Annotated in this window: 27 protein-coding genes; 11 read left to right on the top strand and 16 right to left on the bottom strand. The window is 73.5% G+C overall.

Features of this window, described 5'->3' with window-relative positions:
* Positions 1-25: 25 nt before the first annotated feature.
* Positions 26-1,327: an alpha/beta fold hydrolase gene (locus tag Cba03nite_RS23620; RefSeq protein ID WP_203750145.1), complete on the top strand. Its 1,302-nt coding sequence runs from the start codon at positions 26-28 to the stop codon at positions 1,325-1,327.
* Between the two features lie 56 nt (positions 1,328-1,383).
* Here the strand turns inward: Cba03nite_RS23620 and Cba03nite_RS23615 are convergent, their stop codons facing one another.
* The 3 genes from Cba03nite_RS23615 to Cba03nite_RS23605 form a co-directional block, all read right to left on the bottom strand.
* Positions 1,384-2,625 (bottom strand): hypothetical protein, encoded by a 1,242-nt coding sequence (locus tag Cba03nite_RS23615; protein ID WP_203750142.1) that lies wholly within the window; start codon positions 2,623-2,625, stop codon positions 1,384-1,386.
* 39 nt (positions 2,626-2,664) lie between these two features.
* Positions 2,665-2,991 carry a PadR family transcriptional regulator gene (locus tag Cba03nite_RS23610; RefSeq protein ID WP_203750139.1) on the bottom strand — a complete coding sequence of 109 codons (327 nt, stop codon included), beginning with the start codon at positions 2,989-2,991 and terminating at the stop codon, positions 2,665-2,667.
* Positions 2,992-3,056: 65 nt separating this feature from the next.
* Complete coding sequence (locus Cba03nite_RS23605; RefSeq protein ID WP_239125969.1) at positions 3,057-5,852, bottom strand: ATP-binding protein; 2,796 nt, start codon at positions 5,850-5,852, stop codon at positions 3,057-3,059.
* A gap of 131 nt (positions 5,853-5,983) precedes the next feature.
* Between Cba03nite_RS23605 and Cba03nite_RS23600 the strand changes: the two genes are divergently transcribed.
* The 4 genes from Cba03nite_RS23600 (at position 5,984) to Cba03nite_RS23585 (ending at position 9,197) form a co-directional block, all read left to right on the top strand.
* A complete protein-coding gene (locus Cba03nite_RS23600) occupies positions 5,984-6,343 on the top strand; it encodes a VOC family protein (protein WP_203750136.1) in 360 nt (119 codons plus the stop codon).
* A gap of 27 nt (positions 6,344-6,370) precedes the next feature.
* The gene (locus Cba03nite_RS23595) at positions 6,371-7,690 is read left to right on the top strand and encodes an MFS transporter (protein WP_203750133.1); all 1,320 of its coding nucleotides are present in this window, start codon (positions 6,371-6,373) and stop codon (positions 7,688-7,690) included.
* A gap of 206 nt (positions 7,691-7,896) precedes the next feature.
* On the top strand, positions 7,897-8,235 hold the full coding sequence (locus tag Cba03nite_RS23590; RefSeq protein WP_203750130.1) for a PadR family transcriptional regulator: 339 nt from the start codon (positions 7,897-7,899) through the stop codon (positions 8,233-8,235).
* Positions 8,232-9,197: a permease prefix domain 1-containing protein gene (locus Cba03nite_RS23585; RefSeq protein ID WP_203750127.1), complete on the top strand. Its 966-nt coding sequence runs from the start codon at positions 8,232-8,234 to the stop codon at positions 9,195-9,197. Before Cba03nite_RS23590 ends, Cba03nite_RS23585 begins: the two co-directional genes overlap by 4 nt.
* Positions 9,198-9,266: 69 nt before the next feature.
* Here Cba03nite_RS23585 and Cba03nite_RS23580 read toward each other — a convergent pair whose 3' ends face one another.
* The 9 genes from Cba03nite_RS23580 to Cba03nite_RS23540 all read right to left on the bottom strand — a co-directional run bounded on the left by Cba03nite_RS23580 (position 9,267) and on the right by Cba03nite_RS23540 (position 16,678).
* Positions 9,267-10,586, bottom strand: coding sequence for a hypothetical protein (locus tag Cba03nite_RS23580; RefSeq protein WP_203750124.1), 1,320 nt, complete (start codon positions 10,584-10,586; stop codon positions 9,267-9,269).
* Between the two features lie 39 nt (positions 10,587-10,625).
* The gene (locus tag Cba03nite_RS23575; RefSeq protein ID WP_203750121.1) at positions 10,626-11,402 is read right to left on the bottom strand and encodes an ABC transporter ATP-binding protein; all 777 of its coding nucleotides are present in this window, start codon (positions 11,400-11,402) and stop codon (positions 10,626-10,628) included.
* On the bottom strand, positions 11,399-12,472 hold the full coding sequence (locus Cba03nite_RS23570; protein ID WP_203750118.1) for a FecCD family ABC transporter permease: 1,074 nt from the start codon (positions 12,470-12,472) through the stop codon (positions 11,399-11,401). The genes Cba03nite_RS23575 and Cba03nite_RS23570 overlap by 4 nt, the downstream gene beginning before the upstream one ends.
* A 10-nt stretch (positions 12,473-12,482) precedes the next feature.
* Positions 12,483-13,511 (bottom strand): FecCD family ABC transporter permease, encoded by a 1,029-nt coding sequence (locus tag Cba03nite_RS23565; protein WP_203750115.1) that lies wholly within the window; start codon positions 13,509-13,511, stop codon positions 12,483-12,485.
* Positions 13,512-13,519: 8 nt separating this feature from the next.
* Positions 13,520-14,524 (bottom strand): ABC transporter substrate-binding protein, encoded by a 1,005-nt coding sequence (locus Cba03nite_RS23560; protein ID WP_203750112.1) that lies wholly within the window; start codon positions 14,522-14,524, stop codon positions 13,520-13,522.
* 215 nt (positions 14,525-14,739) lie between these two features.
* Positions 14,740-15,306 carry a DUF6036 family nucleotidyltransferase gene (locus Cba03nite_RS23555; protein WP_203750109.1) on the bottom strand — a complete coding sequence of 189 codons (567 nt, stop codon included), beginning with the start codon at positions 15,304-15,306 and terminating at the stop codon, positions 14,740-14,742.
* On the bottom strand, positions 15,303-15,806 hold the full coding sequence (locus Cba03nite_RS23550; protein ID WP_203750107.1) for a helix-turn-helix domain-containing protein: 504 nt from the start codon (positions 15,804-15,806) through the stop codon (positions 15,303-15,305). The genes Cba03nite_RS23555 and Cba03nite_RS23550 overlap by 4 nt, the downstream gene beginning before the upstream one ends.
* 75 nt (positions 15,807-15,881) lie before the next feature.
* A complete protein-coding gene (locus tag Cba03nite_RS23545; RefSeq protein ID WP_203750105.1) occupies positions 15,882-16,217 on the bottom strand; it encodes a gamma-glutamylcyclotransferase family protein in 336 nt (111 codons plus the stop codon).
* 80 nt (positions 16,218-16,297) lie between these two features.
* Complete coding sequence (locus Cba03nite_RS23540; RefSeq protein WP_203750103.1) at positions 16,298-16,678, bottom strand: winged helix-turn-helix transcriptional regulator; 381 nt, start codon at positions 16,676-16,678, stop codon at positions 16,298-16,300.
* A 131-nt stretch (positions 16,679-16,809) separates the two neighbouring features.
* Between Cba03nite_RS23540 and Cba03nite_RS23535 the strand changes: the two genes are divergently transcribed.
* A complete protein-coding gene (locus Cba03nite_RS23535) occupies positions 16,810-17,175 on the top strand; it encodes a DoxX family protein (RefSeq protein ID WP_203750101.1) in 366 nt (121 codons plus the stop codon).
* A gap of 99 nt (positions 17,176-17,274) precedes the next feature.
* On the opposite strand, the gene Cba03nite_RS23530 is transcribed toward Cba03nite_RS23535, so the two are convergent.
* Together Cba03nite_RS23530 and Cba03nite_RS23525 are read right to left on the bottom strand one after the other, a co-directional pair.
* On the bottom strand, positions 17,275-18,471 hold the full coding sequence (locus tag Cba03nite_RS23530) for an NAD(P)/FAD-dependent oxidoreductase (RefSeq protein WP_203750099.1): 1,197 nt from the start codon (positions 18,469-18,471) through the stop codon (positions 17,275-17,277).
* 82 nt (positions 18,472-18,553) lie between these two features.
* Complete coding sequence (locus Cba03nite_RS23525; protein WP_203750097.1) at positions 18,554-19,498, bottom strand: RNA polymerase sigma-70 factor; 945 nt, start codon at positions 19,496-19,498, stop codon at positions 18,554-18,556.
* 214 nt (positions 19,499-19,712) lie between these two features.
* Here Cba03nite_RS23525 and Cba03nite_RS23520 point away from each other — a divergent pair, with 214 nt between their 5' ends.
* Positions 19,713-20,357 carry an MFS transporter gene (locus Cba03nite_RS23520; protein ID WP_203750095.1) on the top strand — a complete coding sequence of 215 codons (645 nt, stop codon included), beginning with the start codon at positions 19,713-19,715 and terminating at the stop codon, positions 20,355-20,357.
* Positions 20,358-20,441: 84 nt separating this feature from the next.
* Here Cba03nite_RS23520 and Cba03nite_RS23515 read toward each other — a convergent pair whose 3' ends face one another.
* Positions 20,442-21,359: an alpha/beta fold hydrolase gene (locus Cba03nite_RS23515; protein WP_203750092.1), complete on the bottom strand. Its 918-nt coding sequence runs from the start codon at positions 21,357-21,359 to the stop codon at positions 20,442-20,444.
* Between the two features lie 70 nt (positions 21,360-21,429).
* On the opposite strand from Cba03nite_RS23515, the gene Cba03nite_RS23510 reads away from it, so the two are divergent.
* The 3 genes from Cba03nite_RS23510 (at position 21,430) to Cba03nite_RS23500 (ending at position 23,296) form a co-directional block, all read left to right on the top strand.
* Positions 21,430-22,035, top strand: coding sequence for a TetR/AcrR family transcriptional regulator (locus Cba03nite_RS23510; RefSeq protein WP_203750090.1), 606 nt, complete (start codon positions 21,430-21,432; stop codon positions 22,033-22,035).
* Positions 22,036-22,182: 147 nt separating this feature from the next.
* A complete protein-coding gene (locus Cba03nite_RS23505; RefSeq protein WP_203750088.1) occupies positions 22,183-22,809 on the top strand; it encodes a helix-turn-helix transcriptional regulator in 627 nt (208 codons plus the stop codon).
* A 31-nt stretch (positions 22,810-22,840) separates the two neighbouring features.
* A complete protein-coding gene (locus Cba03nite_RS23500) occupies positions 22,841-23,296 on the top strand; it encodes a DUF3291 domain-containing protein (protein WP_203750086.1) in 456 nt (151 codons plus the stop codon).
* On the opposite strand, the gene Cba03nite_RS23495 is transcribed toward Cba03nite_RS23500, so the two are convergent.
* The gene (locus tag Cba03nite_RS23495) at positions 23,293-24,033 is read right to left on the bottom strand and encodes a helix-turn-helix domain-containing protein (protein ID WP_203750084.1); all 741 of its coding nucleotides are present in this window, start codon (positions 24,031-24,033) and stop codon (positions 23,293-23,295) included. The two genes, Cba03nite_RS23500 and Cba03nite_RS23495, sit on opposite strands and share 4 nt — an antisense overlap.
* A 236-nt stretch (positions 24,034-24,269) precedes the next feature.
* Between Cba03nite_RS23495 and Cba03nite_RS23490 the strand changes: the two genes are divergently transcribed.
* A complete protein-coding gene (locus Cba03nite_RS23490; RefSeq protein ID WP_203750200.1) occupies positions 24,270-24,935 on the top strand; it encodes a DUF4097 family beta strand repeat-containing protein in 666 nt (221 codons plus the stop codon).
* Positions 24,936-24,951 lie beyond the last annotated feature (16 nt).

The following is a 24,951-nucleotide window of genomic DNA, read 5'->3' as shown; positions in this document are numbered from 1 at the left end:
ACATTGGTGAATGAGAGGTGCATCCATGCGAAAGGCCCTCATCGCGCTGGCCGCCGCCACGCTGCTGTCCGGCGCGGCGGTGGCGGTGACCGCCGGACCGGCCGCCGCCGCGGCCCCACGGCCGGTCATCTTCCTCCACGGCGCCGCCGGCTCCGCGGCGCAGTTCGAGACGCAGGCCAAACGCTTCGCGAGCAACGGCTATCCCGTCGGCTTCGTGGACGCGATCGACTACGACTACAGCTTCACCGCCGAGACCAGCGCCCAGGTGCTCACCCGGCTGGAGCAGCGCATCGACCAGCTGCGCCAGCAGACCGGGGCGGCGCAGGTCGACCTGGTGGCCCACTCGCTGGGCACGTTCCTCAGCCACAGCTTCCTCGACACGCGCTCGCGCGCGGCGAAGGTGGCGCACTACGTGAACCTCGACGGGGCGACCGCGTTCAGCCGCCCGGGCGGCGTGTCCACGCTCGCGATCTGGGGTGAGGGCTCGACGCTGCGGCGCATCTGGGGCGCCACCAACGTGTACCAGAGCGACCAGTCCCACACGCAGACCGTCACCTCGACGCAGAGCTTCACGCAGATGTTCCGCTTCTTCACCGGGGCGAGCCCGGCCACGACCGCTGTCACGGCCGAGACCGGGCCGGTCACGCTGTCGGGCAAGGCGGTGCTGTTCCCCTCGAACGCCGCCGCGTCCGGGGTGCGGGTCGACGTGTACGAGGTCAGCGCCGCGACCGGCCGCCGCCTGACCACCACTCCCCTGGCGCAGTTCACCATCGGCACCGACGCCGCGTTCGGGCCGTTCACCGCCGACCCGAACGCCCGCTACGAGTTCGCCGTCAACCATGCGGGCGGGCAGGTGCAGCACCAGTACCTGCCGCCGTTCCGGCGCACCGACCGGCTCATCCGGCTGCTCACCAACCGGCCCGGCGAGGGCATCAGCGCCCGGGTGCCGGTCGGTCCCGGGCACAGCGCGCTGACCGTCACCCGGTACAAGGAGTGGTGGGGTGACCAAGGCGCGGGCAGCGACGCGCTGGCCGTGAACGGCACGAACATCCTCAACGGCGTCACCGCGCCCCGCGACAAGCGCGTGATCGGCATGTTCGCCCACGACCAGCACCTGGACCGGCGCACCGACCTGACGGCCGCGCTGCCCGACTTCGACGAGACGTTCATCTCGGCCGCCGACGTCTACATCCCGGCCGACGCCGGCGCGAGCGGCAGCATCACCGTGACCGTCCAGTCCCGCGCCGGGGGCGGCACGTTCCAGTACGTGGTGCCGAACTGGCCCTCGGCCACCGACCGCATCGCGCTCACCGCGCCCGACCTCTGACCGGCAAGTCCGGCGGCTGCCGCACTGGTGTCGGTGCGGCAGCCGCCGTGGTGCGGTCAGCTACCGACCACACCGGGGGTACGCAGGCGCGCCAGTGCGGCACCGAGGCCCGCGCCCCCGGCCGCCCCGATCACCCAGAACACCACCATGCCGAGGAGGAACTCCGGCCGCAGCACGTCGTTGACGGCGTCCTGCCAGCTCGGCGGCACAGCGTCGCCGGTGCTCAGGTACCCGGCCCGGCGGTGGAACCAGACCACGGCCTCGGGAATGCTGACGGCGAGCACGGCCGGCATCGCGGCGAGCCCGGCGAGGGCGCCGGTGCGCAGGCCGGCGCCGAAGGACCGCTGCCGCCAGGCGGTGCCGAGCGCGACCAGGAACAGCAGGGTGGCCGGCACGCTGATCCAGTAGCTGAGCACGCCGCCCCGCTCATGCGCCAGCGACCAGCGCGAGGCGGCGAACACTGCGGCCGCCGCGATGCCGGCCACGGCCAGGGCGGGCGCCCAGGCACCCGGTGCCCGGCCTGCGCGCAGCGCTGCCCATACCCCGCCGAGCGCGAACCTGCGGCGCTCGGCGGGCGGGTCGATGGCGGCGAGCTCGGCGCGCAGCGCGGCTCCCCAGGCGGCCCTGCTCGCGGGCAGGTCGGCGGTGGCCAGGTCGAGCAGCAGCTGCCACAGATCGCGCGCGGCGGGCCGCGCGCCGGCGGGCGCGGGGCGGGCGCCGTATCCGGCACCCAGGACGGGCCACGGCAGCGCCCAGGTCAACGAGACCAGGAAGACCTGGAACGGGAGCAGGAGGTCGCCCTCGCCGAGGTTCGGCACCGTGGGGAACCCCGCCGGATCGGCACGGTAGAGGGCCTGCAACGGCAGGTGCGCGGCGGCGGTCCCGGCCGCGATGGCGACGAGGCTGAGCAGCCCGGTGACGGTCCCGGCGCCGAAGCCGCGGACGCGGGCCACGGCGGCCGCGGCCAGTGCGGCGAGCGCGCCGCAGCCGAGCAGCGCCAGCAGCCCGAGCACCACGGTGAGCAGGGCGACGTCGGTCCCCCAGCCTGGCCCCTCGGCGACCGAGGCGAGGTAGGCCTGTTCGAGTGCGGCGGTGAGCAGCGCGGCGGCGGCGGCGACGCCGAGCAGCGCCCGCCCGGCGGGTCGCCGGGTGCCGCCCCGCAGGGCGGCGACGGTGCGGGCGCCGAAGCCCCGGACGCCGCCCTCGCGCGCGGCGGCGCGCAGGCGCACGGTGAGCACGACGATCGCGAGCAGCGGTGCCGGTGCGAACACCACCAGGAAGAGCACGAATTCGAGCATCGGGGCCTCCGGACGGCTGGGCGGAGAGGACGGTCGAGGTCAGGCGGTGCGCGGGGCGAGCCGGGCGGCGCCCGGGGCGGCGCTGTCGGGGGCCGGGGCCGTGGCGGCCAGCGAGCGGGCCAGTTCCGCGCCCGCGGTGCTGAGCCGGTAGAGGTGGCGGGGCGGGCGGCCGCGCGGCGGGTCGGTCTCCCAGGAGGTGTCCACGTGCCCGCGCTCGGCGAGGCGGATGAGGATCGGGTAGACGGTGCCCGCCTTCAGGCCGAGGGCACGGCACAGGTCGTAGCCGTGGCTCCAACCGTCGCCCGCTTCGGCGAGGGCGGCGAGCACGGCCGCGGTCTGCGGTGAGGGCTGTCGTACGCGTACCATGCCGCTAATATCTACCTAGATAGAGTTATTGCGCAAGCCCCTGCCGGGCGGATGGCACGGACGGGTCAGCGGCGCGGGGCCGGCGGGGTCAGGCCCAGTTCGGACAGTGCGGCCAGACCGCGTTCGGCGGGCTCGCCGCCCGCGAGCACCAGGGTCCGCGCCCACTGGTAGCGGCAGCCCGCCGCCTCGAACGCATCCGCCGTGGCGAGCAGCCGTTCGGCGTCCCCGTCCAGCAGCGCCTGGGCCCGCTCGACGATGGCGCCCGCGACCGGGTTCCCGTCGACGACCTCGCGTGCCGCGGCCAGCCGTGCCGCGGCATCGGGACGCCCGGCGAGCACGGCGGCCTCGGCCCGCAGCGCGGCATACCAGTGCAGCCAGATCCAGCAGACCCACTTCCACACGTCTGCGGGTTCGGGCGCCATCCGCTCCAGCGCCTGCTCCGGCCGTCCCTCGTGGAGCGACCGGATCGCGTCGTACACCGCGCCGTAGCCGTAGACGTGCTCCGGCGGCGCGCCGAGCTGCCCCATGATCTCGTCCCACTCGCGGCGGGCGGCGTCGTCGCCGCGCAGCGAGTGGACCATCGAGATCGCGGCCACCGCCGGGCCGAGCACCGACCGGGCCGGGCGGCCGTTGCGCTCCCACGCCTCCAGGAAGCGGTCGGCCAGGGCGAGCGTTTCGCCGACGTCGCCTGCCATCGCGCCGGTGACCAGCAGCCAGCTCGTGGCGCGGTGCCCCACCTCCGCCAGCAGCGGATGGTCGGCGAGCTGCCGCCCCCAGCGGCGGGCACCGGCCAGGTCGCCCGCGCCGAGGGCGGCCTCGGTGGCGTTGCCGAGGGCATCGAGCAGCTCGTGGGTGACCTCCGGAGTGTCCGGCTGGGACGCGAGCAGCTCGGTGCGCCGCCGGGCGGTGGCCGCCGCCCCGAACGTGTCGCCGGACCAGCTCCGCGAGCCGGTGAGCGCGTCGAGGGCGGCCGACTCGGCCAGCGGGTCGCCGGTGCGCCGGGCCAGCTCGACGGCCCGCTCGGCGCGCTCGACCGTCTCCGCGACGGTGTTGACGGCCGGGCCCTGCGCGGCCCCGTACGCGTCGGCGAGCACCCCGGCCTCGGCCAGCGCGACCGCCGCCAGGGCCGCCGGGTCGTCCCCGGCCAGCTCCCCCGCCCGCGTGAGCAGCCCGAGCACCTCGTCGCGCGGCGGCAGCGCCTCGAACTTGCTCCAGAACCGGTAGCTGTTGTTACCGGCCGTGGCCAGGTCCGCGGCGGCGCGGGCGGGCTGCCCGGCGGCCAGCGCGGCGTCGGCGGCGGCCCGGTGGAGCCGGTACATGTCGTCGCCGCGCATCCGGCAACCGGCCACGGCCGCGGCGCGGCGCAGCAGCTCGGCGGCGTCGGCCGGGTCGTCGGCGAGGGCGGCCGCCTGCTCGAAGCGCAGCTGCGACTCGCCGACGTAGGTGCGGGTGAACGTCAGTTCGGCCATGCGCCGGGCGAGGTCGTACACGTTCGCCCGCTGCTCGGGCTGCTCGACCGCCCAGGCCAGGGCAGCCCGGAAGTCGTCGGCGGCCTGGTCGAACCGGGCCCGCCAGTCCTCGCGGACCACGGCCAGCTCGGCGGCGGCACCCTGGCACCACCGCAGGTGCCGGGCGCGGGCGGCGCCCAGCTCACCGGTGTCGGCCAGGCGCTGCGTGCCGTACTGGCGGACCGTCTCCAGCGCCCGGTAGCGTGTGCCGCCCGCCGCCACGGTGACCGTGAGCAGGCTCTGCTCGGCCAGCCGGGCCAGGCCGTCGGCCGCGTCGGCGAAGTCGGTGCCGGCCGCCTGCGCCGCCGCGCCGACGGTGAACGGGGCCACGAACACCGACACCCGCGCCAGCAGCGCCCGGTCGGCCGGGTCCAGCAGGGAGTAACTCCAGTCCAGCGCGGCGCGTACGGACCGGTGCCGCTCGTCGGCGCGCGAGCCCCCGGCCAGCATGCGCAGCGGGTCGGCCAGCGCCGCGGTCAGCCCGTCCAGCCCGAGCGTGGGCAGCCGGGCGGCGGCCAGCTCGATCGCCAGCGCCATGCCGTCCAGCCGGGCGCACACCTGCGCGATGTGCTCGTGCTGCGCCGGATCCGGCGACAGGCCCACGGCCGCGGCCCGGTCCAAGAACAACGCGACCGCGTCCGAGTCGCCGTCGCCGGCCAGCGACAGCGGCGGCACCGGATACACCCGCTCGAACGGCACCATTAGCCGGGCGCGGCTGGTGGCCAGCACCGTCACCCGGGGCGCCCCCGCCAGCAGCCGCTCCAGGAACGGGGCCACCCCGTCGCGCACCTGCTCGCAGTTGTCGAGGATGAGCAGCGCGTGCCGGTCGGCGAGGGCGGCCACCACGGACTCGTCCATGGCCCGGCCGGGCTGCTCACCCAGGCCCAGCGCCGTGGCGACCGCACCGGCGACCACGCTCGCGCCCGGGTCGGTGACCGACACCAGGTCCACGAACCAGACCCCGTCGGGGTACTCCCCCGCGACCTGCGCGGCCACGGTCAGCGCGAGCCGCGTCTTGCCGACCCCGCCCGGCCCGAGCGCGGTGACCTGCCGCTGATTCTTGAGCAGGTCCGCGAGCTCGGCGCGCTCCTGCGCCCGGCCCACGAACGAGGTCAGCGGGGTGGGCAGGACCGGCGCCGGCTGCGCACGGCCAGGGCCCACCAGCTCGGCCGCGCGCTGCGCCAGGGCCCGCCGGTCGGCCACCTCCAGCTTGCGCAGCAGCGACGAGACGTGGCTCTCCACAGTGCGTACGGAGATGAACAGCCGGGCCCCGATCTCGGCGTTGCTGAGGTGCTCGCCGAGCAGCCCCAGCACTTCGGCCTCACGGGCTGAGATGTCCACCGTCACCGTCACACGATCATTCTCGCGTACACGTTCCGTGCGCCTCTCCGTGGCCGGTTCCGTGGACGGCACGGATGTGGCGGCACCCCCTCCGGCGAAATGCTGTGAGCAGTTCAGCAAGCCCGCGAAGCAAGGAGTGAACGATGAACGGCTCTTCCCCCACCCAGGGCGTCCGGACCGTGCTGCACCCGGTGTCGGACCTCGCCGCGGCCAAGGCCGTGTACGCCGCGCTGCTCGGCGTCGCGCCGCAGACCGACGGCACCTTCTACGTCGGGTTCGAGGCCGCCGGGCAGCACATCGGGCTGGTGCCCGGCGGCGGCCCGCAGGGCATGACCTCGCCGGTGACCTACTGGCACGTGCCGGACCTCGCCGCGAAGCTCGCCGAGGTGACCGCCGCGGGCGCCACCGTCCGGGAGGCCGCCCACGACGTCGGCGGCGGCCGGCTGGTGGCCACCGTCACCGACCCCGACGGCAACGTGCTCGGCCTGCTCCAGGACAGCTGAAACCCCGCCCGGACAAGGAGAACCGCGATGAACGAGTCCGTGGTGAGCGCCGCCGCCCCCGCCGAGGAGGGGGCGGCGCCCCCGGCCCGCCGCAGCGGCGGAGCCCGGGCCCATCTGCGCACGTACGCACCGGTGCTGCGCCAGCCGCAGCTGCGCCGGATCCTGCCCGGCGTCGCGGCCTCGGCGCTGGGCGACGGCATGAGCATGGTCGCGGTGGCCTGGCTCGCCGTGCAGCTCGTGCCCGGACCGCAGGCCGCCGTGTGGACGGGGCTGGCCGTGGCCGCGTACGCCCTGCCCGCGACCCTCGGCGCGGCCCTGTTCAGCCGGTTCGTGCGGCGGTTCAGCGGCGCCCGGCTGGTCACCGTCGACGCCACGCTGCGCACCCTCGCCCTGGGCACGATCGCCGTGCTCGCCGTGATCGGACACCTGAGCGCCCTGGGCTACGTGCTGCTGCTGGCCGGGTCGTCGCTGCTGCACGCCTGGGGCAGCGCGGGCACCTACACGCTGGTCGCCGAGCTGCTCCCCGAGGAGGAGCAGCTCGCCGGCAACGCGCTGATCTCGACGTTGCAGCAGGCCGCGGTGCTGGTCGGCCCGGCGCTGGCCGGAGTCGTGGCGGCGTTCGCCGGGCCCGGCTGGGTGATCGGCATCGACGCGGCGAGCTTCGCGATCCTCGCGATCAGCGCCGCGACGGTCACCGGCCGCCGGGTGGCCGCCCCCGCCGCCCCGGCGGAGCCCGAGCGGCAGGCGGCCGCGGGCTGGCGCGTCATCCGGCGGCAGCCCCGGCTGCTCGGCCTGCTCGCCGTCACCTGCGTCTTCTTCTTCCTGTACGGGCCGGTCGAGGTGGCCCTGCCCATCTACGTCGCGCACGACCTGCACGGCGCACCCACCCTGCTCGGCGCGTACTGGACCGCGTTCGGCGTCGGCTCGGTCGTCGGCGGGCTCGGTGCCGGGCTGCTTCGCCACCTGCGTCTGTCCACGGTGGTCGTCGTGATCATCGTCGGGTGGGGCGCGGCGCTGCTGCCGCTCGCGCTGACCCGCACCGCGTGGGCCGGGCTGCTCGGCCTGGCCGTGGGCGGCCTGATCTACGGCCCGTTCACCGCGATCTGCACCGCGCTGTTCCAGCGCACCAGCCCGCCGCACCTGCTCAGCCAGGTGCTGGCCACGCGGACCGCGCTCACCCTCCCGGCGACCGCGCTCGGCGTGCTGGCCGGCGGCCCCGCGGTGTCCGCGCTGGGCGCCCAGCCCACGCTGCTGCTCTCGGCCGCGCTCACCATCGCGCTCGGCACCGCCGTGGCCGCCGCCCGCCTGCTCGCACCCCGCCCCGCACTCGGCCACCCGGTGTCCTGACCGGACTCCCCTGTCCATGATCGCGAGTTCGTGTCCAAACCTTGCGCCAGACCCCACTTCCTGACACGAAACAGCGATCAAGTGCGGCACCCCGGACCGCAGTGGTCAGGAAGGGCACGGTTCGGAACGGCCCGCCGAATTGCGATGTCACGACACACTATGGGCTTCGGTTGCGATATTGTGTGGCACACACTATCGTGTGATGCATGTCCGGCGATGAACTGCTCAGCAATCACCTGCAGGAGCTGCGGCGCGGCACCGTCGTGCTTGCCTGCCTGCTGATCCTCCGCCAGCCCAACTACGGCTACGCGCTGCTCGAAGACCTCGACCGCAACGGCTTCGCGGTCGACGCCAACACGCTCTACCCCCTGCTCCGCCGACTGGAAAAGCAGGGCCTGCTCGTCAGCGACTGGAACACCGACGAGGCCCGGCCGCGCAAGTTCTACCGCACCAGCCCCGAGGGCGACGCCATGGCCGGCGCCCTCACCCGGGACTGGGACTCCCTCGACCAGGCCTTCCGCGCCCTGAAAGGACAGCAGTCATGACCGCCACCCTCACCGACCGGTACGTCACCGCGACCGTCACCCGGCTGCCCGAGGCGCGCCGCGCCGACATCGAGCGCGAGCTGCGCGCCTCGATCGCCGACGCGGTCGACCGGCGGGTCGACGCGGGCGAGGACGCCACCGCCGCGGAGTACGCGGTGCTGCGCGACCTCGGCGACCCGGCCCGGCTCGCGGCCGGCTACGCCGACTCGCCCCAGCACCTCATCGGCCCGGCGTACTTCCTGGACTACACGCGGCTACTCAAGACGCTCGCCGCGATCGTGCTGCCCGCCGTGGCCGGCGCGGTCGCGCTGGCGCAGGTGCTCGGCGGCGCGAAGGTCGGCACGATCATCGGTACGAGCATCAGCTCCGTCATCACCACGGCGATGCACCTGTTCTTCTGGGTCACCATCGGCTTCGTGGCGATCGAGCGGGGCGGCGTGCGCAACCCGCTGACCGGCCAGGACTGGACGCCGGACGCGCTGCCGGACGGCACCGCGCCCAGCCGCCGGGCGCGCTTCGGCGAGCTGATCGCGACGACCGCCCTGTCGGTGGTGTTCGTCGTCGCGCTGCTCATCTCCCCGTACGCCAGCCCGGTGCGCGACGCGGCCGGGGACCCGGTCGGGCCGCTGGACCCGTGGCTGTGGGACACCGGCGCGGTCTACGCCTTCGCCGCGCTGGTCCTGATCGGTCTGGTCACCCGCTACCTGCGCTTCTACCTGCGCTGGCAGCTCTCCCGGGCACTGGTGATCCTACTGGTCGACCTGGCCGGCGCCGCCGCGCTGATCGCGGCCGGGGCGACGTCCCACCTGCTCAACCCGGCCTTCGCCGAGGCCCTCGGCTGGGCGCCGGTCGCGGTCGAGTGGACCCACCGCGGCATGATGATCGCCGGTGTGATCGTCGCGATCACCTCGCTGGTGGAGGCCTACACCGACTACCGCCGCCGGGGCGTCACCGCCGCCTGACCGCGACAAGGCTCCCGTCACACTGCCCGAGCGGCGTGACGGGAGCTTCGGCGTCCCGGAGCGGACCGGTCAGAGGGAGCGCAGCCAGTCGCGGAAGCGCTCGATGCCGGTGCCTGGACGCTGCGGGGGCAGCGCTCGTCGCAGCTGGTCGTCGGTGGCGGGGCGGGCGTCCAGCACGGCCTGGCGCAGCAGGGCCCGGTCGGTGCTGAGCCCGCCCAGCACCAGGACGTCGATGGAGCCGTGCCGGACGGTGAAGCCGTGCTCCTCCTCGTAGCGCAGATAGGTCAGGCCGTCGCCGTCCGGCGTGCACTCGGTGGTCCGGAAGCAGACGTCGGTGGCGGCGCCCTGGGCATACAGCCGGATGACGACGCTGCGCGGGCCGTTGCCAGCGGGGTTCGCCGGGCGGAAGCTCATGCCCACCGGAGCCCCGGTGGGCAGCCCGACGTAGCCGGGCACCGTCACCGCGAAGTGATCGGCCGTCGGCTCGGCGCCGCCCAGCTCGGCGCGGGTCGCGGGGTGCAGGCTCAGGGCGGCCTGGCGCAGCAGCTCGTGCGGCACGCCGGGCGTCCCGTGCACCTCGACGTATCGCTGTCCGATTCGCACCTGGTAGCCGTGCATGATCTCGTTGTGCCGGTATACGAGACCGCCGGGCTCCTTCGCGCACTCGCCCCAGTACAGGCGCGAATCGATCGCGGTGGGCTGCCCGCACAGCTGCTCGTTCGGGAAGGCCTGCCGATACGCGACGACCGAGATGAACTTCGGCGCCGGGACCGCGGCCGGATCCACCGGCTGGAACTCGCCCCCGCCCACGCCGTCGCCGTAGTCCCGGTCGGTGGGCCGGTAACCCGGGATCGCCACGGCGTACGCGCTGTCGCGGTAGACGCCCTCGGCCAGCAGCCGGGCGTCGAGCTCGCCCGGCGACACCTGGCGCAGCAGGACCACACCGGTGGCCGCCAGCGCCACGAGCACGCCCAGCGCCGCGAACCGGTACACCCGCCTGCGCAGCAGCACCCCGGCTGCGAGCACGAAGGGCACCCAGCCGAACAGCCGGCCCGAAGACGAGCCGAGCCATCCGGCGTCGCCGACCGCCCAGCCGAAGGCCCACCCGGCCAGACCGCCGCCCAGCACCAGCAGCGCCCACAGCAGGCGCCGGCCGGCGCTCTCGCCGAGGACGGTCGCCTCACGGGTGACCGCCACCGTCGCGATCAGGCAGGCGAGCATGACGCACAGTCCCACCACACCTGCCGTGATCAGGCCCGGCAGCGCGGCCACGAAGCCCGCCCACAGCGCCGCCATCCCGATGACGGGCAGCACGACGATGCCCACCGCTCCGGTGGTGACGAGCTGGACGACGGCACGGGACGGGCGGTCTGGCGCGGGTTCGGACATGGCTCATGGTCGCCCATTAGGGCGGTGCCGTGTGTCCCGCTAGCCGGCCGGGACGATGATCGGCGTACCGGCCACCGGGTCGGTGAGGACGACGCACTCCAGGCCGAACACCTTCGCGATCAGCTCAGCCGTGATGACCTCGGCCGGGCTGCCCTCGGCGACGATCGCGCCGCCCGCCATCGCGATGATGTGGTCGCAGTAGCGGCTGGCCAGGTTGATGTCGTGCAGCACCGCGACGATCGTCTTGCCGGACTCCCCGTTCAGCTTGCGCAGCAGGCGCAGCAGCTCCACCTGGTGGTTGATGTCCAGGAACGTGGTGGGCTCGTCGAGCAGCAGCAGGTCGGTGTCCTGGGCGAGCGCCATCGCGACCCATACCCGCTGGCGCTGCCCGCCGGAAAGCTGCCGCAGCGGCCGGTCGACCAGGTCGGCGGTGTCGGTCGCGTCGAGGGCGCGGGCGACGGCGTCGTGGTCGCGGTCGGTCCAGGTGCGGAACCAGCCCTGGTGCGGGTACCGGCCGCGGGAGACCAGGTCGGCGACGGTGATGCCGTCGGGGGCGACCGGGGCCTGCGGGAGCAGCCCGAGCACCTTGGCGACCTCCAGCGTGCTCAGCTCGGCCATCGCCCTGCCGTCGAGCACGACCGTGCCCGCGCGCGGGCGCAGCAGCCGGGCCAGGCCGCGCAGCAGCGTGGACTTGCCGCAGGCGTTGGCGCCGACGATCGCGGTCACCTTGCCGTCGAGCACGGTGACGTCGAGGTCGCGCACGATCGGCTGGGCGTCGTAGCCGAGGGTGAGCCCCTCGGCGCGCAGTCGGGTCATCCGCCCGCTCCTTGTCGGTTCGTCGTGGCCAGCAGCCACAGCAGGTACGGTGCGCCGACCGCGCCGGTGACCACACCGGTCGGCAGCGGCGTCGGCAGCAGGTGTACGGCGATCAGGTCGGCGCTGAGCAGCAGTGCCGCCCCGACGAGCGCGGCCGCGGCGATGCCGCCGGTGGCGGGGCCGAGCAGCCGGTTGGCGATCGGCCCGGCGACCAGCGCGACGAACACGATCGGCCCGGCCACCGCGACCGCCAGCGCGACCAGCAGCACGGCGGTGCCCAGCAGGAGCGCGCGGGTCCGCTCGACGCGCGCGCCGAGGGCGCGGGCCGAGTCGTCGCCCAGCTCCAGCACCCGCAGCCGCCGCGACAGCAGCACGGCCAGCGGCAGCAGCACCACCAGCGCGGCGGAGAGCAGTTTCAGCTCGGCGTCGCTGGCCTGCCCGACCGAGCCGGTCAGCCAGTGCATGGCCTGCCGGGCCTCGAACAGCTCGGCCCTGGTCAGCATGTAGCCGGTGATGCCCTCGAAGAACACGGCGACGCCGATGCCGATGAGGATGAACCGGTAGCCGCTGACCCCGTCGCGCCAGGCCAGGACGTACATGAGCAGCGCCGCGGCGATCGCGCCGCCCAGCGCGAGCAGGCACACGGCCAGCCCGCCGACCTGGAACAGCACGATGCCGGTGACCGCCGCGAGGCTCGCCCCGGCGGTGATGCCGACGAAGTCGGGCGAGGCGAGCGGGTTGCGCAGCAGCTGCTGGAACACGGTGCCGGAGGAGCCGAGCGCCAGGCCGACGGTCAGCGCCGACAGCGCCGTGGGCAGCCGCAGGCCGCGCACCACGAAGTCGACGCTGGGGTTGTCGGCCAGGTGCAGCACGGAGGTGACGACCTCCTGCGCGGTGAGCCGGAAGCTGCCGACCATCATGGTCAGCACGAACAGGCCGATCACGACGGCGGTGAGCCCGGTGGTGGCGGTCAGCGCGCGCACCGCCCGGCGGCGGCGCGTCGCGCGCAGCGCCCTGGCGGTGGCACCCGCCTCGCGGACCTGCGGGGTCTCGGTGACAGGGGTGATCATCGCGGTCATCTCAGGCCTCCGACAACCTGCCGTAGCGGACGATGCCGACGAACACGGGCGCGCCGAGCACGCCGAGCACGACGCCGACCTGCAGCTCGCCGGGGGCGGCGACGACCCGGCCGACGACGTCCGCGAGCAGCAGGATGATCGGGGACAGCAGCATCGCGTACGGCAGGATCCAGCGGTAGTCCGGCCCGCAGATGAACCGGGCCAGGTGCGGGACGATGAGCCCGACGAACACGATCGGTCCGCACGCGGCCGTGGCCGCCCCGGCGAGCACCGCGACCAGCGCGAACGCCGCGGCGCGGGTGAGGCCGACGCGCTGGCCGAGGCCGCGGGCCACGTCCTCGCCGAGGGCCAGCCCGTTCAGCGCCCGCCCGCAGGCCAGCGAGGCGATCAGCCCGGCGATCAGGAACGGCGCGACCCCGGTGAGGATCGGGGCGTACCGCCCGGCCAGCGAGCCGACCTGCCAGAAGCGCAGCTCGTTCAGGGCGTCCACGTTGGTCATCACGATGCCGGTGGTCAGCGAGCCCATGCCCGCCGTCACCGCCGCCCCGGCCAGGGCGAGCTTGACCGGCGTGGCGCCCTCCCGCCCGAGCGACGCGATCGCGTACACCAGCAGCGTGGCGAGGATGGCCCCGGCGAAGGCGAACCAGATGTAGACGCTCACCCCGCGTACGCCGAGCACGGTGATGGCCAGCACCACGCACGCCGCCGCGCCCGAGTTGACGCCCATGATGCCGGTATCGGCGAGCGGGTTGCGGGTGACGCCCTGCAGGATCGCGCCGGCCACGCCGAGCGCCGCGCCGACCAGGATGCCGAGCAGGGTGCGCGGCACGCGCAGTTCGAGGGTGACGGTGTCCTCGATCGCGGTGCCGCCGCCGAGGCCGGCCAGGGCGCGCAGCACCTCGGGCAGGCCGATGTCGCGGGAGCCGAGGGTGACGCTCAGGAACGCGACCAGGGCCAGGATGACGCACAGCACGGCGAGCCCCGGCCCCAGGGCCAGTGCTCGCCGTGCCCGTACTGTTGCGCTTCTCATGCGGAGGTTCAGGAGCCGATGTTCTCGTCGGCGGCCTTGATCGCCGTGGTCAGCTTCTCCAGCTCGGTGGCGAAGTGGCCGTAGGTGTGCAGCCAGTACGCCGGCCAGGAGACGACCGCGCCGGCCTTGGCGGCCTTGATGGCGAACCAGGTCGGCTGCTTCTTGCCCCACTCGGCGTTGGCGGTCTCGGTGTACGAGCGGCCGTCCCACAGGATCAGGTCGGGCTGGTACTTGTCGGCGTTCTCCCAGCTCAGGTTCTCCCAGTACGGGAAGCCGGGGTCGGGCGTGTCGGGGTTGACGACCTTCAGGCCCCACTGCTGGAAGTCCAGCAGCTCCGGCGCGTACGCCGGGTTGGCGACGTAGACCTTGTCGTCGGACGGGGACATGGCCAGCACGGTCAGGTTCGGCTTGGCCGCGGTGGCCTCCTTGAACTTGGCCAGCGCGTCCTCGAAGCGCTTCTTCGACGCGGCGATCTCGGGAGCGTCCACCTTGGCGCCGAGGCTCTTGGCGAGGTTCTCGTAGCCCTCGGCCAGGTCCAGGATCGACTTGCCCTGCGAGGCGCCGACGATCGGAGCGAGCTCCTTGAGCTTCTTGCTCTTCTCGTCGACGCCCTCCTCCAGGCCGCTGTGCGCCTTCTCGGCCGGCCACCAGTCGGCGACGATCAGGTCGGGGCGCAGCGAGGCGGCCTTCTCGACGTCGATCTTGCCCCACTCCTCGCCGAGGATCTCGATCCCGGTCAGGTCCAGGCCCTTGAGGTTGGGGTCGGTCTTGACCGGCTCGTCGGCGTAGATGCCGACCGGCTTGATGCCGAACGACATCAGCGCGGCGGCCTCACCGGCGTGCGCGATGATCCGGGTCGGGGTCTTGTCAGCCTTGACGACCTCGCCGTTGCCGTTGGTGAACTGCCAGGGGCCGGCCGAGGCGGCGGTCTCGGCGGGGGTGTCGGTCGAGCCGCAGGCGGCGAGCGACAGGCTCAGGGCCGCCACGGCCAGTATCGGACGCCAGGTGCGCATGGGGGTTCCGTTCTCACGAAGGAAGGGCAACCTAAAGTTAGGTAAGGCTAACCACCCCTACTCGCGCCGGGAACCCTCCAAGTGGCCTGGGTCACATTCCAGATTGGTAAAGAGCCGCTCAAAGGCGGCAGAGCACCGCGAGAGAGCGAACGTCTGCACCAGTTCGCGTCGGACTCTCCGCGGCGCGAGTGAGATGTCCGCAGGGCGGTTCGGCGTCACACGCCAGCCGAAGCTCCGTCGCCACCGAGTCCCGCGTGGTAATCGATCCACTGACGCAGACGCTGTCGGTGCCCATCGGACACGTCGAGCGTCTCCACCCGTTCAGCGAGAACCGTGGCGTCGATCAGTCCATGCTCCAACAACGCGGCCGCAAAGACGTAATCCTTCTCCCTGCCCGCGACCAGCTTCGACACCACGCAGTCGTGAGGATCCAGCACGTGGCCGCGCCCCGGTGCGGTGCCCGGCGTATCGACCACGACGAGACGCTCTCGCCAGCCGGCCGGCAGCACCGCCGTGGAAACGCTCACGCCCTGGGCGTAGTAGCCGAAGGTGTCGTGAAAGGCCGACAACTCGCCGATCGCACCGTCCACGCGATCTGCCTTGAGGTCATCCGGGTCGTCGAAGAAGGCGACATCCACCTCGATCGACGCCGTAGCGGCTGCGGGCAGTCTGTCCTCAGGTATCGCGCCGAGAACCGACTGACTGCCGATGACCAGCACATCGGTTTCCTGCGCGATCTGTGACGCTGCCCGCAGCACGTGCTCCAGCTGCGCGCGCCTCACGCCGTCCGCTCCCGTCGCCAGTGCTCGGCGAAGGCGGTCAGCACGGCCTGCCGCATGCCCTCGGGCAGCACGCCCGCAAAGGGCGAGTTCTGTCGCAGCTCGGCGGCGTCGCGGCTCCGCGAGGTCAAGACATCGAGCACGGCCTCGACTCCGGCTTCGAGAACCTGCCGCCATCGATCGAGCCACATCGCGGCCATGCCGTCCGGATGTACCGACTGCAGCCGCTGCAGGTTCTTGGCAGCCCTGTCCAGCACTGCGTCGGGGTCGGCGACGAGGCGGCCGGCTACAGCGCGGTGCAGCCACAGCGACTTCAGCTGATCGCGCGTCAACTCCGGGCGCAGCATCGCGAGCACGTCCGCCCGTGCCAGCCGACGATGCGTGCCCACCCGCACGAAGGGGAGGACTCCGCGTTCACACAGGTCGACGACATGCTGGCGGGACGATCGCAGCAGGGCCGCCGCCTCTGTGGTCGTCAGCAGGTCACCGCGCCTGTCCTCCATACGTCCACCATGCCTCAACAAACACCAAAAACGCAACAACCTTGGAAATCGGCTGGAAGATGCAGGGCCATCGGCCTACGAAGCCTGTACGTACACCCAGGCGTGGGCGCCGGAGGCGAGTTCGACCAGCACACGGCGGTAGTCGTCGACCTCGTACAGGTCGGCGGCGGCGAGTTCCTCGTCGCTCACCTCGAACACCGTGCCGGGCACCTGGTCGGCGCGGTCGCCGGAGGGCATCACGATCGGGTGGTGGTCCTGGCCGCTCACCGCCAGCACGTCGGGGTCGGTGATCTCCACCAGCTCGACCCGGTAGCCGGGCAGCGCGTCCTCGCGGCCGTCGAGCAGGCGGCCGAAGTTGGCCTGCTGCACGGCGGGATCACGCAGCGTTCCGTACGAGAAGAGCAGAGGCATACGCCGATCATGCCCGGCCACCCGGCGTGACGAACGACGGTGCGTCCCCGTCCCGCCCGGTAGGACCCCGCGCGGTCACCTCACCGGCCGGATTTCGGCTGGTACGCCGCCCGGCTGGCCTCGATGTGCGGGACGTGCTCGATGGCCCAGCCGGCCAGCGCCAGCGCGGGCGGGATGAGGCTCTTGCCGACGGGCGTCAGCTCGTACTCGACCCGGGGCGGGACCTCGGCGTAGACGGTCCGGGCGACCAGGCCGTCGCGCTCCAGGTTGCGCAGGGTCAGGGTCAGCATGCGCTGCGAGATGCCGGGGATCTGCTGGTGCAGGTCGGTGAAGCGCAGCGTGCCCCGGTCCAGGGTGGCCACGATCAGCAGCGTCCACTTGTTGCAGATCTGGTCGAGGATCGCGCGGAGCGTGGCCCCGCCGTCGCCCCTGATGAGGCACGTGTGCTCGTAGTCCGACATGACAACCCCTTGTGCCTGGCGCACACGCATGTGCCTTTTGTAAGCCTCCTCGCGAACACGCATCATGAGGCGACTTACGAACGGTAACCAACCTGGTCACCGGCGTACACCTCTCGTCGAAGGGCGTTACCGTGGAACTCGCCTACTGGATCGTGGCCGGGCTGCTCGCGGTCTTCTACCTCTACGCCGGCGGCAAGAAGGCCGTCCAGAGCCGGGAGCGGCTCCAGCCGATGATGGGCTGGGTCGACACCATCCCGATGCCGCTGGTCAGGACCATCGGGGCGCTGGAGATCCTTGGCGCGATCGGCCTGATCCTGCCGCCGCTGACGGGCATCGCGGCCTGGCTCGCCGTCGCGGCGGCGGTCGGGCTCGTCCTGATCCAGGTCGGCGGCATCTACGTGCACGTGTCCCGCGGCGAAGGGCGCCTGATCGGCCTCAACATCGCGCTCCTGATCACCGCCGCGGCCGCCGCCTGGCTCGCCACGACCTGGCTCTGACCGGCCCTCGACCCGTTGAAGACCGCTGTCTCGTGTCAAGATCTGCGGTCTGGCGCAGGGGTTCCGACACGAAACAGCGATCTTCACGGGTGGGCGCGGCTATGCCGTCGCCCTGGCCGGGCGGCCCGCCGCGGCCCGCTGCTGGATGACGGGGCGGCGGCGGGTGGGCATGCCCACGGTCGGGTTGGCCACGCCCCAGGCGGCGCCCTTGCAGACCAGCTCCTTGTACGCGGCGGCCAGGCGCCCGGTCAGCGCCGAGGGCTTGGCCTGGTCGTCGGCGGTGACGAACTGGATCAGGCCCTCCGCGCGGCCCAGCGAGATGCACTGGTTGAAGTAGCGGATCGGAATGTTGGGCAGCTTGCCGCCGGTCAGGCGGGCCGCGATCGCGTCGGCCGCCTGCCACGCCATCGGCACGCCCGAGGCGCACGACATGCGCAGCGGCTTGCCGCCGGGGCCCATCGCCAGGGCCGCGTCGCCGACCGCGTACACGTCGGGGTGCGACACCGAGCGCATCGTGTCGTCGACCTGGATCTGGCCGGTGCCGGTGAGCTGCAGGGTGGTCGCCGCCGCGATCGGGTGCACCGCGAAGCCGGCCGTCCACACGGTGACCTGAGCCGGGATGGCCCTGCCGTCGGCGGTGGCCACGTGGTCGGCCGCGACGGCGGTGACGGCGGCGTTCTCGTACACCGTGATGCCGAGCCCGCCGAAGACCTTGCGCAGGTGCGTGCGGCCCTTGGGCGACAGCCAGTCGCCGAGCCCGCCACCGGCGGCCAGCGCGACGTCGAGGTCCGGGCGGGCCTCGGCGATCTCGGTCGCCGCCTCCACGCCGGTGAGGCCGCCGCCGACGACGGTCACCGCCTGCCCGGCGCCGAGACCGGCCAGGCGCTCGCGCAGCCGGAGCGCGCCGGGGCGGCTGGCGACCTCGTGGGCGTGCTCGGCGGTGCCGGGCACGGCCTGGGCGTTCCAGCCGCTGCCGAGGGCGTAGACGAGCGTGTCGTAGGCGAGCTGCTCGGTGCCGTCCGCGCCGGTGACGGTCACGGTCCTGCGGTCGGCGTCGATCGCGGTGACCTTCGCGACGCGGAGCGCGACGCCGGTGCCGGCGAACATCTTCGCCAGCGGCCGGGGCTTGAGGTCCTGGCCGGCGGCGAGCTGGTGCAGGCGTACCCGCTCGATGAAGTCGGGCTCGGCGTTGACGAGGGTGATGGCGACGTCGTCGCGGCGCAGCCGCCGGGCGAGGCGGCCGGCTGCGGAGGCGCCGGTGTAGCCAGCGCCGAGGACGATGATGCGGTGGCGCATGTCCTTGCTCCTGTCGTTCGCGGTTGTGCCCCTTGAACCGGGCAGCCCGCCGTTTCCTGACAGGTATGCGATGTGAACCAGGTCACCAGGCGCGGAACAGGGGTTCCCCGTGCTCGGCGGCGGCCCACTGCGCGGTCGCGCGCTCGAGCTTGTCCGGGTTGACCTGGTTGCGCACGGCCGCGATGCCGTCGGGCGTGACCTCCAGGCACATGACGCCGACGACCCGGCCGTCGAGCACGGCCAGGACGGCGGGCGCACCGTTGGCGGTCCACACGTGGATCTCGGGCGAGCCGCCGAGCACGGCGCGCTTGGACTCGGCCGGTTTGAACAGCCCCCACAGGAACTTGGCCACCGCGACCGCGCCCTCGAACGGCTTGGTGCGGGCCGGGACCTTGCCGCCGCCGTCGCCGACCGACACCGCGTCGGCGGTGAGCATCCGCACCAGCGAGTCCAGCTGTCCGCTCGCGGCCGCGGCGAGGAACTCCTCGACCACCCGCCGGGCCGCCGCCTGGTCGATCTCGACGCGGATCCGGCCGTCGGCGACGTGCTTGCGGGCGCGGTGAAAGGTCTGCTGGCTGGCCGCCTCGGAGATGTCGAGGATGTCGGCGATGTCGCGGTGCGGGTAGTCGAACGCCTCGCGCAGCACGTACACGGCGCGCTCGCTCGGGGACAGCCGCTCCATCAGCGTGAGCACGGCGTACGAGACGGATTCGCGCTGCTCGGCGGTGTCGGCCGGGCCGAGCATCGGGTCGCCGCCGAGCAGCGGCTCGGGCAGCCACTCCCCGACGTAGCTCTCCCGGCGGGCCCTCGCCGAGGTGAGCTGGTTGAGGCACAGGTTGGTGAGGACCTTCGTCAGCCACGCCTCGGGCACGTCGATGCGCTCCGGGTCGGCGGCCTGCCAGCGCAGGAACGTCTCCTGCACGGCGTCCTCGGCCTCGGCGGCCGAGCCGAGCAGGCGGTAGGCGATGGCCTCCAGGCGCGGCCTGGCGGCCATGAAGCGGTCGACGTCCTGCACGGTCAGCGGCACCGCCCGAGCGTAACCCGCCCCGGGCGGGCCGCCGGTGTGATGTTGTCCCGGGCGGCGACCGGCGTCAGCACGGCCGCGAGCCGGGATGGCGTGGTGAACCGTCGCGGCCGCATCCGGCCCCCGTGGCATGCCACGTCGGTTAACGCTCCAAAGGGGACCAGATCACTGTCAAACCGGGCTACCTGGTGCAGACCTGGGCTCCTATGCTCGCCGGATGACCTCTCCACTGCCCGGCACCGCCGAACAGACCTCGCCCACGCCGCCGCCCGGCCCTCCGGTCTGGACGCTGATCGGGCCGGTGCTCGCCGCCGCGCTGGGCGCCTTCCTGCTCACGATCACCGTGGGTCCGGAACTGACCGGTCTCCAGCTCGATCTGCAACTGCCCGCCGCCGCGGCCGTCTGGGTCTTCGGCGCGTACCTGCTGCCCGCGGCCCTGGCCGTGGCACTCGGCCTGCGGCTGGGCCCGCGGTGGCCGACCGCCCTCACGCTGGGCGCGATCGCGCTGCTGGTCCTCGGCTCGCTGCTGATCACGCTGGCCCCGGCGGGCGGCGCGCTGCTGTTCGGCCGCGCGGTGAGCGGGTTCGGCGCCGGTCTGGCCTGGGGCGTGACGGCCGCGCTGGTCGCTCGCGTGGGCGCCGCGCGGGTATGGCTGACGCCGCTCGGCGCGACCCTCGGGGTGCTGGCGATGCTGCTCGGGGCCGTGGCGGGCGCGGCCGGGGCGCGGTCCCTGGGCTGGCGGTGGCCGTTCCTGCTGGCGCTGCCCCTGGGCGCGGTGGCGTTCCTGGTCGCCGTCGTGATCGGCATCATCGTGTCGACGCGGCGCACGGCTCCCGCCCAGCCGCCCGCGCCACGGCCCTGAGCTGCCGCGGCGGGCGCACAGGCCGACCGGCAACGGGATCACGGCACATCATCCGGGCGGCCGTGGCCCGACCCTGCGCGTCGGTCAGGCACCGCGCCGTGTGAGGCGAGTCCCGGCCGTCGTGCTTGCCTGCGCGGCGACCTCGTCGGCGATCGTGTCCCAGAGGTGTTCCTGCAGCAGGTGCCCCATGCCCGGGTACACGACGGGCCGCGCTCCCGGGACCAGGCGAGCCAGCGCGGCCGCCGCGCCGGGACGGATCAGCGGGTCGTCCGCGCCGTTGATGACCAGCGTGGGCACGGCGATGTCGCGCATGCGGCCGGTGAGGGCGCCCGCGGCGCGCAGCGCGTACGTCTGCCGCTGCGTGGTGCCGGGGTCGCGCGGTGAGCGGGCGTGGCTGATCTCGGCGACCTCGCGGGCCCAGCCCTCGTCGAAGGGGTGGTGCGGCGTGGCCAGCAGCCGGGCGAGGTCGACCAGGGTGCGGATCGCGCCCTCGTCGGTGGCGGGGTGCTTGATGCGGGCCGCCCGGAGGAAGAAGCCGAAGTTGAGGTAACGCAGGGCGGCGGCGCCACGCAGCGGGCCGCCCATCGCGGCGGTCACCGAGCGCACCCGGCCGGGGTGCAGCACCGCGGTCGACAGCGCGAGCGCGCTGCCCATCGACGCGCCGAACACGTGCGCGGACTCCCAGCCGAGCGCGTCCATGACGGCCACGCCGTCGCCCACCATGTCGGCGGTGCCGTACGCGGGCCGGCGGCTGCCCCGCAACAGCACCCGGAACGGGTTCTCCTTCGCCGGCGAGGTGAAATGGGTGGACAGTCCGGCGTCGCGGTTGTCGAAGCGGGCGACGTGGAAGCCCCGGTCGGCCAGCGCCTGGCAGAATCCGTCCGGCCACCAGACCATCTGGTAGTCGAGGCCCATGATGAGCAGCAGCGGCTCGCCCCCGGCCGGACCGAAGGTCTCGTAGGCGACGGCGACGTCGCCGTGGTGGGTCGTCTGCACGGTCATGGGTGTTCCTCTTCGCGCGGCGCGTTTTTGCAATACACTCGTATTGTACACGGGAAGGTGAGGCCCCCACATGCCCCGCAGGGTCGACCACGACGAGCGGCGCCGGCACATCGTCGGCGCGCTGCTGCGCATCGCCGGCACGCAGGGCCTGGACGCCGTCTCGATGCGCGAGGTCGCGCAGGAGGCAGGGGTGTCGCTGGGCGCGGTGCAGCACTACTTCGCGTCGAAGGACGCGATGCTGCTGCACGCGCTGGAGCAGTGGCTGAACCTCGACGTGCACCGGTCGTTCGCCGAGCGGATCCGCGCCCGCGTCGCCCGCGAGCCCGCCGCGACACCCCTGGCGACCCTGCGCGCGGTGGCCGCCGAATACCTGCCCCATGACGACGCCACCAGCCTCGAGGCCCGCGTGGGCCTGTCCTTCCAGTCCCGGGCCGCCGTCACCCCGGCCCTGGCCGCCGCGCTCGTGCCCGCGTACACCGGCTTCGTCGACACGCTGCGCGGCATCCTCCGGCACAGCGGGCGGCCGCTCGACGCGGACACCGCGGCCCGCGAGCTGGCGGCGCTGCTCGACGGCCTGCGGCACCCGGTGCTGATCGGGGCGCTGCCCTACGCCGACGCGCTGGGCATCGTCGACGGTCACCTGGCCCGGCTGCTCGCTCACGAGCGGCGCGCCTGACCGTCCATCAACGACGGTCGGCGAATGTGGTGGGCAGGGAGAACCCGCTCCCTGCCCACTCAAGCTATACCGCACCCGGGGACTCGCGGCAAGACCCCGGCCCACCGCGTGGTGCACGGCCGGTCGCCCGCCGGGCACAATTCGGGGGTGAACGACGACCTCAGCGCGGTTGCCGCCCTGCACGAGCCGGTACGCCGGGCGCTGTACGAGTTCGTGGCGGCCCGGGGGCACGCGGTGGGGCGCAACGAGGCCGCCGAGGGCGTGGGGATCTCGCGTACCCTCGCCGCCTTCCACTTGGACAAGCTGGCCGAGGCGGGCCTGCTGGAGATCGGCTTCATGCGGCTGACCGACGCCCGCCCCGGTCCGGGCGGCGGCCGCCCCGCGAAGGTCTACCGCCGCGGGCGCACGCCGCGGCAGGTCAGCCTGCCCGCCCGCGACTACGGGCAGCTGGCGGCGCTGCTGGCCGAGGCGGTGCAGGGCGCCGACGCCGGCGATCACGCGGCGGCCGCGGCCCGCGTGGCGGGCGAGCGCGCCCACCGGCCCGGCGGCTGGCTGGACACCCTGCGGGCCCGCGGCTACGAACCCTACGAACAGGACGGCCGGGTACGCCTGCGCAACTGCCCCTTCCACCAGGTCGCCGAGGATGAGCCGCTGCTCGTGTGCACGATGAACCTGGCGCTGTGCCAGGGGATCGCGGGGGCGGACGCGACCGCGGAGCTGGACCCGCGCCCCGGCGAGTGCTGCGTCTCGTTCTCTAAAAACAATAATCGTTGACATAGAACGGTGCGAGTGGTTCGCTCGGGCCATGCATCTCGCGCAGCTGAACGTCGGGCGCCTCGTCGCCCCCGCCGACGCCCCCGAAGTCGCCGAGTTCATCGCCCTGCTCGACCCGATCAACGCGCTCGCCGACGCGGCGCCCGGGTTCGTGTGGCGGCTCGTCGCGGACGGCACCGACTCGGCCGTGGCCTACCAGCACGAGTTCGGCGACGACCTGCTGATCAACATGTCCGTCTGGCGCACCCGCGACGACCTGTGGAACTACGTCTACCGGTCCCGCCACCTCGGCGTGCTGCAGCGGCGCCGCGAGTGGTTCCAGCGGTCGGTGCAGGTCCACAGCGTGATGTGGTGGGTCGCCGAGGGCCATCGGCCGACCGCCGCGGAGGGCATGGCCCGGCTCGCCACGCTCCGCGAGCAGGGCGCCGGGCCGCAGGCGTTCACCTTCAAGGAGTTCTTCGCACCGGCTGGCGCCGCCTCCGATTAGGTCCGCTCGCGATCGGAGCCGGCCGGCGCGGGTTTGGTGTGCAGGACGGCGCGGGCCTGCTCGGCGGCGCGGAGGATGCTCTCGCTGATGAAGTCCAGGAACCGGGCGACGTTCTCCAGCCGCTGGGCGGCGGGACTGTCCGCGCCGAGGACGGCGGCACCCTGGCGGGCGGTGGCGACGAGCTGGTCGTTGGAGCGGGCGCCGGCGATCGTCGCCTGGTAGAAGAGCTCGTCGTCGACGACGTAGCGGTCGCGGCGGCGCTCGTCGCGCTCCCGGCGGACGAGGCTCTGGCTGTCCAGGAACGCGATCGCCTTGGAGATGGACGCCGGGCTGACCTGCAGCCGCTGGGCGAGCTGAGACGCGGTGACGCTGCCCGCGTCCGCGGTGAACAGGACGGTCAGCACCCGGGCCGCCATCCTCGGCACACCCGTGGCCACGAGGACCGTGGTGAGCTGCTCCTCATAATCCGCGACGGCCGCGGCGTCACGCCCGTGCGGGTGCGGAGCCGACGCCGGCCCGCGCGTGGCGGCGGGCCTGCGCCGGTGGGCGCGGCGCTCCGTCGCGCGATGCGCCAGCTCGGCCCGGTATGCGAGGGGGCCGCCGTTGCGCATCACCTCCCGGGTGACCGTCGAGGTCGGACGGTCCAGCCGCCGGGCGATCTCGGCGTACGGCAGGTCGTCGGCCAGCCCCGACGCGATCTGCTGACGTTCCTGCTGGCTGAGCCTGCCTCCCGGCATCGCGATCTCCTCGTGTTCCCCGTGCTGGCCACCGACCTCGCACTATAGCGTTCACTTCCCATCCATTGCAACACACGATGGAAACAGTGTTGCATTCAAATCAAGTCCATTGCAACACTTTCTGCCTCTTCACCTGCGATTTCAGATCCAAAGTGCAACGACTTAGTTGCCGCCGGATGGAAAGCAACGTAGCGTTTCCGATGTCAGAAACAACCTTCCGAACATCGGAGAGCATGATGCAGCAGTTCGACACCCCCGCCCCGATCGCCGCCGTCCTCGACATCCCGGCCGGGCGCGTGCAGCTCATCGCCGCCACGCGTGCCGACACCGTCGTCGAAGTCCGCCCCGCCGACCCGGGCAGCAGCCGCGACGTCGAGGCCGCCGCGCAGACCAGCGTCGCGTACGCCGACGGCGTGCTGCGGATCCACACCGCCGAGCCGAAGAAACAGCTCTTCGGCCAGTCCGGATCGGTGGAGGTCACCGTCCAGCTGCCCGCGGGGTCGCGGGTCGAGGGCCGGACCGCCGCCGCCGAGCTGCGCGGCGTCGGGCGCCTCGGCGACGTCGCCTTCGAGGGCGCGTACCGCCAGATCAAGATCGACGAGGCCGCCGGTGTCCGGCTGACCGCCGTCGACGGCGACGTCGAGGTCGGCCGGCTGACCGGGCCCGCGGAGATCAGCACCCCGCGGGGCGACATCCGGATCGGCGAGGCCGTTCGCGGCACCGTCGTGCTCCGCACCCAGTCCGGCGACATCTCGGTCACCGCGGCCGTGGGCGTCTCGGCCACCCTGGACGCCGGCACGACCTACGGCCGCATCAGCAACGGCCTGCGCAACGACGGCACCACCACGCTCGACATCCACGCCACCACCTCGCAGGGCGACATCACCGCCCGCAGCCTCTGACCCAGACCGCGGCGGA

Source organism: Catellatospora bangladeshensis, from assembly GCF_016862575.1.
GTDB classification, from domain to species: domain Bacteria; phylum Actinomycetota; class Actinomycetes; order Mycobacteriales; family Micromonosporaceae; genus Catellatospora; species Catellatospora bangladeshensis.
This window is presented reverse-complemented; position numbering and strand designations above follow the sequence as displayed.